At 62.6% G+C, this 9,349-nt stretch carries 9 protein-coding genes, 1 tRNA gene and 1 pseudogene; 2 read left to right on the top strand and 9 right to left on the bottom strand.

The genetic code is table 11. The annotated features are described in order from the left end of the window. Nucleotides 1–96: pseudogene (locus tag V9L18_RS21715) on the bottom strand (gluconate 5-dehydrogenase); the annotation flags it as partial. Next, nucleotides 93–1,022, bottom strand: coding sequence for an NAD(P)-dependent oxidoreductase (locus tag V9L18_RS21720; RefSeq protein WP_337349221.1), 930 nt, complete (start codon nucleotides 1,020–1,022; stop codon nucleotides 93–95). The gene V9L18_RS21720 and the pseudogene V9L18_RS21715, both read right to left, overlap by 4 nt. 70 nt (nucleotides 1,023–1,092) lie before the next feature. On the opposite strand from V9L18_RS21720, the gene V9L18_RS21725 reads away from it, so the two are divergent. Next, nucleotides 1,093–2,157 carry a D-2-hydroxyacid dehydrogenase gene (locus tag V9L18_RS21725; RefSeq protein ID WP_337349222.1) on the top strand — a complete coding sequence of 355 codons (1,065 nt, stop codon included), beginning with the start codon at nucleotides 1,093–1,095 and terminating at the stop codon, nucleotides 2,155–2,157. Nucleotides 2,158–2,402: 245 nt separating this feature from the next. Here the strand turns inward: V9L18_RS21725 and V9L18_RS21730 are convergent, their stop codons facing one another. From V9L18_RS21730 to V9L18_RS21740, 3 genes are all read right to left on the bottom strand, one after another. Further along, nucleotides 2,403–3,752, bottom strand: a complete 1,350-nt coding sequence (locus V9L18_RS21730; RefSeq protein ID WP_337349223.1) for an MFS transporter — start codon at nucleotides 3,750–3,752, stop codon at nucleotides 2,403–2,405. 166 nt (nucleotides 3,753–3,918) lie between these two features. Beyond that, on the bottom strand, nucleotides 3,919–4,716 hold the full coding sequence (locus tag V9L18_RS21735) for an IclR family transcriptional regulator (RefSeq protein WP_337349224.1): 798 nt from the start codon (nucleotides 4,714–4,716) through the stop codon (nucleotides 3,919–3,921). 252 nt (nucleotides 4,717–4,968) lie between these two features. Then, a complete protein-coding gene (locus V9L18_RS21740) occupies nucleotides 4,969–5,259 on the bottom strand; it encodes a hypothetical protein (RefSeq protein WP_337349225.1) in 291 nt (96 codons plus the stop codon). Between the two features lie 184 nt (nucleotides 5,260–5,443). On the opposite strand from V9L18_RS21740, the gene V9L18_RS21745 reads away from it, so the two are divergent. After that, nucleotides 5,444–6,727 (top strand): hypothetical protein, encoded by a 1,284-nt coding sequence (locus V9L18_RS21745; RefSeq protein ID WP_337349226.1) that lies wholly within the window; start codon nucleotides 5,444–5,446, stop codon nucleotides 6,725–6,727. A gap of 80 nt (nucleotides 6,728–6,807) precedes the next feature. Here the strand turns inward: V9L18_RS21745 and V9L18_RS21750 are convergent. The 4 genes from V9L18_RS21750 to V9L18_RS21765 form a co-directional block, all read right to left on the bottom strand. Then, nucleotides 6,808–6,883 (bottom strand) — tRNA-Val (locus V9L18_RS21750). A 104-nt stretch (nucleotides 6,884–6,987) separates the two neighbouring features. Then, complete coding sequence (locus tag V9L18_RS21755) at nucleotides 6,988–7,908, bottom strand: NAD-dependent protein deacetylase (RefSeq protein ID WP_337349227.1); 921 nt, start codon at nucleotides 7,906–7,908, stop codon at nucleotides 6,988–6,990. 6 nt (nucleotides 7,909–7,914) lie between these two features. Beyond that, nucleotides 7,915–8,433, bottom strand: a complete 519-nt coding sequence (locus V9L18_RS21760; RefSeq protein ID WP_443197989.1) for a peroxiredoxin — start codon at nucleotides 8,431–8,433, stop codon at nucleotides 7,915–7,917. After that, nucleotides 8,430–8,849 (bottom strand): DUF3052 domain-containing protein, encoded by a 420-nt coding sequence (locus tag V9L18_RS21765; protein ID WP_337349229.1) that lies wholly within the window; start codon nucleotides 8,847–8,849, stop codon nucleotides 8,430–8,432. Before V9L18_RS21765 ends, V9L18_RS21760 begins: the two co-directional genes overlap by 4 nt. Nucleotides 8,850–9,349 lie beyond the last annotated feature (500 nt).

The raw sequence follows: 9,349 nt of genomic DNA on the forward strand, positions 1-9,349 counted from the left end.
GGCGTCGGCCAACGCCCGGGCCAGCGCATTACCAATCCCCCGGCTCGAACCCGTCACCAAAGCAACCCGCCCCGACAGGTCAAAAAGTCCACTCATGCTGAAACTGTCCCTTTCATTGCGCTGTCCGCTGCTGCGTCGCTGAGTTGTGAAATGGCCTGCCGTACTACCGCAAGGTCCTGGTCGCCGAGGCCCTGGCGCTTGAGTTCGGCGTAAAGTTCGACGCCGGCAGTCGCCATGGGAACAGCAGCACCGGCGGCCCGGGCTGACTCGAGCACAAAGGAGAGGTCCTTGTGCATGAACTTGGCCGGGCCGCTGGGCGTGTAGTCCTTGCGGACAAGCCGCGGGCCGACAATGTCCAGGACCCTGCTGGCCGCGAGACCGCCGGACAGCACCTCGAAGAGCGATTCAACGTCCATGCCCGAGCGTTCGGCCAGTTCCGCGGCTTCGGCGAGCGCCGCCGTCGTTGTTCCCACAATCAACTGGTTGCACGCTTTGGCGAGCGATCCTGCCCCCAACGCTCCCATGTGCCGCACTGTGGTTCCCATGGCACCGAAGAACGGCTCCAGCCTGCGGAAGTCAGCATCCGCGCCGCCGGCCATGATGGCAAGCGTGCCGTCCGCGGCCCCGGCTGTTCCGCCACTGACAGGGGCATCCAGCACGGCCGCATTCCCCTGGCTGGCCCGCTGCACCTCTAGGCCGAAGTTCTGCACACCGGAGGGCGAGACGCTGCTCATGACCACAACGTTGGTGCCGGCCCGTGGTGGCGAAGCGCGCCAGCTCTCCAGTAGTCCGGCAGCGGCCTCTTCGATGAAGGACAGGTCCGGCAGCATAAAGACGATCACCGGCAGGTCGCGCATGTCGGCGACGTCGTGCGCCGGCCGTCCACCTAACTGCTCCAGCGCCGCAACGGCGCCGGCCGACCGGTTCCATAGCGTCAGGTCCCATCCGCTTCGCAGGAGATTGGCTGCCATGGGCTTGCCCATGAGCCCCAGGCCCACAAAGCCCGCGCTTCTGTCTTCCACGTCCGCTACTTCCTCACATCTTCGTGGTTAATGAAAAGAAATCTGTCCAATATCCTATCCTCCATTCAGTATGATGAACACTATGACGTCTGAAACCATCGTCGCCATCGCCGTCCCGCTCGAAGCTGAGCTCGTGGACCGCCTCCGCGCCGTAGACCCCTCCGTTACCGTCCTCTACGATCCCGACCTGCTGCCGCCGGAGCGCTTTCCGGCGGACCACTCCGGTGATCCCGCTTTCAGCCGCACGGCTGAGCAGGAGGAGCGATACTGGTCCATGCTCAACCAGGCGCAGGTGCTGTACGGGCTCCCCAATGAGAGTCCGGCGGGCCTCGCGAGGATCGCCCGCGAGAATCCGCACCTCCAGTGGGTCCACTGCATGGCGGCCGGGGCCGGCGGAGCGGTGAAGGCCTCCGGGCTGGACCAGGAGACCCTGCGGAAGTTCAAGGTGACCACGTCCGCCGGCGTGCACGCCCTGCCGCTGGCGGAATTTGCTGCGCTGGGAATCCTCAACGGTTTCAAGCGCAGCGCCGAACTCGCGCAGGACCAGGCCGCCAAAGTATGGCCTGAGCTGCGCACCCCCACCCGGCTGGTCAGCGGATCAACCCTGGTGATTGCCGGATTGGGAGAGATCGGACTGGAAACAGCCCGGATCGCCCGGGCACTGGGCATGAAGGTCAGCGGCACCAAGCGCACAGTGGAGCCGATCGAGGGAATCGAACAGGTTTCGGACAATGACGGACTTTCGGGATTGCTGGCCACTGCGGACGCCGTGGTTAATACCCTCCCGGGGACCCCTTATACAGAAGGGCTCTTCAGCCGTGAGGTCTTTTCGGCCATGAAGCCCGGGACGGTCTTCGTAAACGTCGGCCGTGGCACGGTGGTGGACGAGGAAGCCCTGCTGGAAGCACTGGACAACGGCCAGGTGTCGTACGCCTGCCTGGACGTCTTCGCCGTCGAACCGCTGCCCCAGGAGAGCCCGCTCTGGAACCACCCCAGGGTTATGGTCTCGCCCCACACATCGGCACTCAGCGCCGCGGAAAACCGCCTGATCGCGGAGCGTTTCGCCAGCAACCTGCGCACGTTCCTCGACGGCGGCGACCTGCCCCACCTTGTGGACACCGTCCACTTCTACTGATCCGCCACTGCCGGTCCGCACTGCTGGTCCGCTGTGCTGGTCCACCCAAGAGGCCGGCACGTCAGAGCCCCTGCCCCGGATCCTGGAAACAGGAATCCCGGCAGGGGCTCTTTGTGTCTGCGGAACCGGCGGCACCCCAGGACGAGCGCGGCTGATGACCTGGGCAGCAAACTCCTTTCACGGTCTTAACGCCGAAAGGTGGCCTCCCCGTTGCCGGGGAGGCCACCTTCCATGGAACACGTGAGCTAGCTGGCATCCTCAACGAGGACCAGGTCACGGCCGTTGGTTTCCGGTGTAAAGAACGTTGTCCCGAAGGAGATCAGCGCCAGGACCAGGGAGTAGATCGCGGGGACCAGCCAGGAGTGGCCCGTGGCAGCCAGGAGGGCCACGCCGATCATGGGTGCGAAGCCGCCGGCGAGGACAGCGGAGAGTTCGCGGCTCAGTGCCACACCGGTGAAGCGGTGCTGGGATCCGAAGAGTTCCGGCAGGAGGGCGCACTGGGGCCCGAGCATGGACTGGACACCCAGGGAGATGCCCACCACCATGACCACCCAGACCAGCGTGACATTGCCAAGGGTGACCAGGTAGAAGGCCGGCAGGGCGATGATGGCCTGGAACAGGGCGCCGTAGCGGTAGACAGGGACGCGACCGAAGCGGTCGGACAGAGCGCCGAACGTGACCACCATAACCGCGGCGAACCCGGCGGCGATGAGGAGGCCCGTGGGGCCGATGAACTTGTCGCCAGCGAAGATTCCGGCGGGCATGCTGATGAAGGAGACCAGGAGTGCGGAGTAGATGGAAGAGTTTCCGTTTTCGCCCATACGCAGGCCAATGCCGATCAGGACGTTCTTCTTGGAGTGCTTCCAGATCTGGCCCACCGGGTTCTTGACCACGGCCTTGTGCTTTTCGAGTTCCTGGAAGACCGGAGTCTCCTTCAGCCGCAGCCGGATGAACACAGCGATGACGATCAGGATGACGCTGGCCAGGAACGGAACCCGCCACAGCCACCCCTGCAGGACAGCCTTGTCGGCCAGGGCCATCAGGGCGAACGTACCGGCACCCAGGAGGGTACCGAGCTGGATGCCAACGAAAGGGAGGGAGGCGAAGAAACCGCGACGGCGGCGCGGTGCCACTTCCGAGATCAGGGTGGTGGCTCCGGCCTGTTCGGCACCGGCGCCCAACCCTTGGAGGATCCGGAGGGCCACCAGGAGCACTGCTCCCACCATCCCGGCCTGCTCGAACGTGGGCAGCAGGCCGATGGCGAAGCTGGCCATGCCCATCAGCCCGATGGTGAGGATCAGGACCATTTTGCGGCCGAAACGGTCCCCGATGTAGCCGAAGATAACGCCGCCGAACGGCCGGGCAGCGAACCCAACGCCGTAGGTCGCGAAGGAAGCGATGACCGCGCCGCTCTCGCCCAGCGGGGAGAAGAACAGAGGGCCGAAAATCAGGGCCGAGGCCAGGCCGTAGATGTAAAAGTCGTAGTACTCCAGGGCGGAACCTACGGAACTGGCAAGAGTTGCCCTTCGCAGCTGCTCCGGATCGACGACGGCGCCATCCACTTCAGCTAGCGGTGATTTAGTACGAGTTGTCACTGGAACTCCCTCAAAAACACGCCAGGCCCCCGTTGGCCTGGTGGGTAAGCGACAGCACCTGTTGTGCAGATCACTATACTGAACAGAGTACAGCAAGTTGAACAAGCGGCAAGAGTCTGCCGTGAAATTGTTCGATTGCTTCGGTCAGGGCCCCTGGATTGGCGTCTCAGCCCATGGGGTTGCCGAGGGAATGGGCGAGCTCCCGAAGCTCTTTGACCATCTGGTCACCCTGTTCCGCGGAGTACGTGGCCTTCAGGGCCGTGACGGAGAGCCCCAGGCTGGGGCCGTGCGCACCGTGGGTCGGCACGGCCACAGCAAGGCAGACCACTCCGGTGGTTGATTCCTCATCTTCGAAGGCGTAGCCCTGATCACGGATCGTCTCCAGCTGCGCCTTTAGCTGCGCTCCCGTACGCAGGGACTTTGGCGTCATGACCGGAAGCTCGAGATCGTCCGGGAACATGGCTTCAATGTCGTGATCGTGAAGCCGGGCGATCAGCACCTTGCCCACGGCACACAGGGAAACCGGCATTTTGTCGCCGATGTTGGAGGTGAGCCTTACCGCTGGATGGCCCTCGTAACGGGCGAGATAGATGACATTGGTCCCGTCCAGCATGGCAATGCGGACCGTCTCGCCGGAAAGTGTGGGCGCCTGCTCGCAATACCGGTAGAACTCCTGCACTTCGTCCAGCCTGCTGAGATAGGCGGCACCAAGTTCCACCAACTTCCGGCCAAGCGTGAACTCCGCACCCTGGCGGCCGATAAGCCGCGCTTCTTCGAGGGCAAGGAGCAGGTTGGAAGTCGATGACTTAGGGATGCCCAGCTCACGGGCAAGATCGCTCAGGGTCAACTTTCCTGCAGGGGACGCCGCAAGAGCCTCCAAGACAGCCGCCGCTCGGGTGACAGCCGGCGCCGGCGAAGCGCTTCCGAGGCCCTCGGAGGATCGGGGTGTGCGGGAATCGGCCATGATTCTCCTTCGGTTGGCGCGCCAATGCGTTGTCATCGTTCAGCTGTTCATTCCACTGAACACCAACCATCATAATGGCTGGGAGCCCACGCTGGAGGGGCCTTTATGACACACCTTCGAAAAACTTTGCGTAGTACCTGCGTGACATTTTTTGTTTCCGGGAGTTCACGGTATATTCATCTCAGACCCTCCACCGCGGCATCCCCCAATAGTCGCGGTGGAGGGTTTTCCAATGCCCGGTCGGCTTTTCCATCAGGCCGCGTCCGCAACGGACTCCCGGAGCCTCCAACTGCCGCCAAGCCCATCCCGGACCAGCGTCATGGTAGTCAATGCCGAGTGGGGGTTGTTCCCCAACCGCACCTGGACCTGCAGCACCTCCACATCCACGCGGCTGATTCCGCGTGGCATTCGTCGCTGGCCTTCCCACCAGCTGACACGTTCGAACCATCGGACAGGTGCTGCGCTGACGGCCCACTGCCTGCCCCCGCAGATCACCGTTGCGGGGTTTCCGCTTGCAGTTGTCTTGAGCACCACATGTTCCATACCCGCACGCTATAGCGGAGGTCCGACAATCAACGGACAGTCTTCCGCGATGTTGGCCGCACACCGCCACTTCGGGTTCCAGACATGGTTCTGGGCTATATTGAAGCCTGGGCAGACCGGCTGAAGCCGGCCCCGGACAGGCGGGCTTTGACTCCGTTGCAAGCACAAACCAGGAGACAAAGCATTGCGGGTATTCGCCAGCCGGGCAGCCATGGCCGTCGTGGCACTGACAATCACAACATTCGTGGCCTTCCTGCGGCTGCCCGCTGCTGCGTCGGCAACAGTCTGGGCTGAAGATGGCCCCATCTTCATCGGCCAAGCCTTCTCCGGAGGCGGTCCGGCTGCCCTCTTTGCCCCATACGAGGGATACCTGCATGTTCTCCCAAGAACCATTGCGGAACTGGTGGTCCATTTTGTGGCACTGAAGGACTTCGCGGTTGCGTTGGCGTTCGCATCGTCCCTCGTCGTGGGGCTGGTTGCTTTCCTGACCTACTACTGCGCCGGGGCCCTCACGGATAAGGTCTGGTTGCGGGCTGCCTGGGCGGCCATACCGGTCATGGTCAGCGTCGCTCCTTACGAGATCCTAGGCAACACCGCCAACTTGCATTGGTATCTGCTATGGCTCATGCCGTGGCTGCTGTTCAAGCCAGCGGAGAACAAAGCATCGGGCTTCCTGCTCTTTGCGGTGGCAGGCCTCTCGGCAATCACCGAGGTGATTTCGGTCGTCTTCCTGCCGCTGGTTCTTTTCCGAGTCAGGAACAAAGCCTATTGGCCCGCCCGGGCAGGGCTCATCGCAGGCGCCGCCTGCCAAATCTTCACCGTGTTCACCTACCCTCGCAGTGAGCACAAGGGCGAGTTCATTGACATGGGATCTGTGCTCATCGGATGGTTCGTCAACATTACCGGCGTGGTCGTTTACGGCGCCTCCCGGAACATGGGCCTGAACATCCTCAATTTCGGCTGGGCCCCGGTGGTGGTGGCCAGCGTTCCCATAGTCGCGCTTGCGGCCTATCTGCTGACCACGGCTTCCCAACAGAACCGCCTGGTGGCGCTGGTTTTCCTGGCCGCATCGCTGGGCATCTGGACGGCATGCCTTGTCGCCAACCCGGGTGGCGAATTCCACTACTCGCAACTGACAGACACTGAATGGGCGCAGTTCACACTGTCCCGTTACTCGGCGGTCCCCTCGATGTTTATCCTGGCGCTGGTCCCCCTGCTCGCCGAATCCCTGGTAAGAAAGTCGGTGCCAGCGGCCGCAGCGGTCGGAGCAGTGTTGGCTGTCTTGCTCGCTGTTTCGTACTTCCCCACCCAGGTAGCGCGTGAAGCGGGCCCGTCCTGGTCCGACGGGGTACAGGCGGCGAAGGAGGCCTGCGAAGGCGCAGCCGACAGTGAAACACGGCCCGTGCACGTTGCTCCGGAGGGCTGGGCAGTCGAAGGCGTCCCCATCATGTGCGCAAGGCTTAGGTGATAGCCCGGGAGTGAGATTCCCGGACACAACAAAACCCCGTTGTTCGCGGCCGAGGAGGCCGGAGCAACGGGGTTTTTGTTTGGTGGGTCCTACCGGGATCGAACCGATGACATCCACGGTGTAAACGTGGCGCTCTACCAGCTGAGCTAAAGACCCAAAGGGATGATTTCCGCGCCGCAGCGCTTCAACCAACGAACATAGACTTTACCTGACTCGCCACGTCAAAAGCCAATCGGCCCCCATAAAGGGGCGCAATGCCCTCACAGTGACGGCAATTCCACGGCCAGCCAGGCCAGGGATTCACTGACCCCTGCATGCAGTTTGATGGTGGCGCGGTCGTCCCCGCGGGTGGCTCCCCGATTGATGATGACGACGGGTTTTCCGTCGTTTGCTGCGTGCCTGACGAATCTCAATCCGCTCATCACCGTCAGGGAAGATCCCGCCACCAATAACGCATCCGCTTCGTCCACGATCGAGTACGACCGTGCTACACGGTCTTTTGGAACGTTTTCGCCAAAATACACAAAGTCAGGCTTAAGGGTGCCGCCGCATGCAGGGCAGACTGCCACAACAAAGCTTCCAATCAGCGTCTGGTCCTCAACGGTCGAGTCGGCGTCCGGGGCCATCTCCACCAGACCGGAGGCGCTGGCTTTTTCCAAGAAACCTGGGTTGAGTTCCTCCAGCATTCCGGCGAGCAGGCGCCGAGAAAAGATGCGGCGGCACTCCAGGCAGACGACTTGGTCGAAACGGCCGTGAAGGTCGACCACGTTGAAGCTGCCAGCTTCCTCATGCAGGCGGTCAACGTTCTGGGTGATGAGGCCGGTGAGAAGGCCGCGGCGCTCAAGCTCTGCTGCCGCCCGGTGGCCTGCGTTGGGATCGGCATGCCGAAGGTGCGACCACCCGATGTGGTTACGGGCCCAGTAGCGTTGGCGGTTAGCCGGGTCCCCCACAAATTCCTGGTACGTCATGGGTGACCGCGGCGCTGAATCCGGACCGCGGTAGTCAGGAATCCCCGAATCAGTGCTCAGCCCGGCACCGGTGAGGAGCGCAATGCGCTTGCCGGCAAGCAGGGCGCGGACCCTGCGGAGGACTTCGAGATCAGCGTCAGCCAGAACGGCAGGGCGCGCAGTGGGCAGGCTAGCGAAACCGGTGAGCCCTACGCCGTGCCTGCGCTGATCCATCCGGGCTCAGGCCTGGTCCAGACCTGCCAGGGCATCACGGTATGCAGAAAGGTCGCGGGCCTGGCCGCGGGGGTTCACCACCACGTAGCGGACGATGCCGGCCCGATCAATGATGAAGGTCCCGCGCCGCGCCATCCCACTCTCGGCGTCAAAAACGCCGTAATCGCTGGCCACAGAACCGTGGGGCCAGAAATCCGCAAGCAAGTCGAAGCTGTAGCCTTCCTGCTCCGCATAGGCCCGCAGGCTAAATTTGCTGTCCACGGAGACGGCCAGGACAGCGGCTTTGGCGTCTTCGAAAACAGCGAGGTTGTCGCGGATTTCGCAGAGTTCACCGGTGCAGATACCGGAAAATGCGAAAGGATAAAAGACCAGGACAACGTTCTGGCCGCGGAAGGATGAGAGCCGGACAGGCTCACCAAACTGATTGGTGAGCTCGAAGTCCGGGGCGGCCTCACCGACGGCGGGTACCGTAGTTTCCACGCTCGCCGGGAAGGTCAGGCCGTCAACGGCAAGTCCTGGGCTCACTTATTCTTCCTGCTCACCAACCGGGTTGCACTCCAGTCCTTGGATACACCGGCGGAGGTGGTCAGGTGCAGCCCGGCGGTGGGTGCGGCTTCCTGGATTTCGGCAGGAGAGACGTAACCCGGCCGCCCGGACTTGGGAGTCAACACCCAGACAACGCCGTTCTCGCTCAGGGTGGTCAGCGAATCCATGAGTGTATCGACCAGGTCACCGTCGCCGTCCCGCCACCAGAAGATGACAGCGTCAACGACATCGTGGTCGTCCTCGTCCAGGAGCTCGGACCCGGTCAGGTCCTCTATATCGTCACGTAAGTCGAAATCGACGTCGTCGTCGTAACCGAACTCCTGAATCAGATCCCCGTTTTTGAAACCCAATTTTTCCGCCACATTTACCGAAGTGGCGGCGTCGGCCTCGCTCACGTGTTCCTCCAATGCCTTATACATGCAGTGCGCATAGTGATTTCCATTACTCCAAGCCAACACCCTTTGTGCCTGCGCTTCAAGCTGCCCGTACCGCGATCCGCCATATTCTGCGTCACATCCGGCACGGCCAACCCGCATCGCAGCGGCTTTTCGTCACACAACCAGTATGACCGCGAAATACAAGACCGGTGCCGAAGGCGCGGCTACGCATCGTGTTGAAGTCAGAGCTAGAGTGATCGGTGACAACTATGCCTGCGGGGCGACCGCCCTGGAACTCTATGCAGACATAGGCGTGGTAGGACCCTGCCCGGCGCACATGACCGGGCTGTTGTAACCGATACGTCGCACACGTCGCCCTCACGCCGGACAGCCACCCTGCCCGGCCTGGGAGCGCCGATGAATGCGCGCAAAGAGAGGTTGGACGTGGCTGCAGGAGAAGATACCTCCCATATCCTCAGCGGGTTGACTAACCAGCTGCCTGATCGTGATCCGGAAGA

The sequence above is a fragment of the Pseudarthrobacter sp. CCNWLW217 genome, assembly GCF_037203985.1.
In the GTDB taxonomy this organism is placed as follows: domain Bacteria; phylum Actinomycetota; class Actinomycetes; order Actinomycetales; family Micrococcaceae; genus Arthrobacter.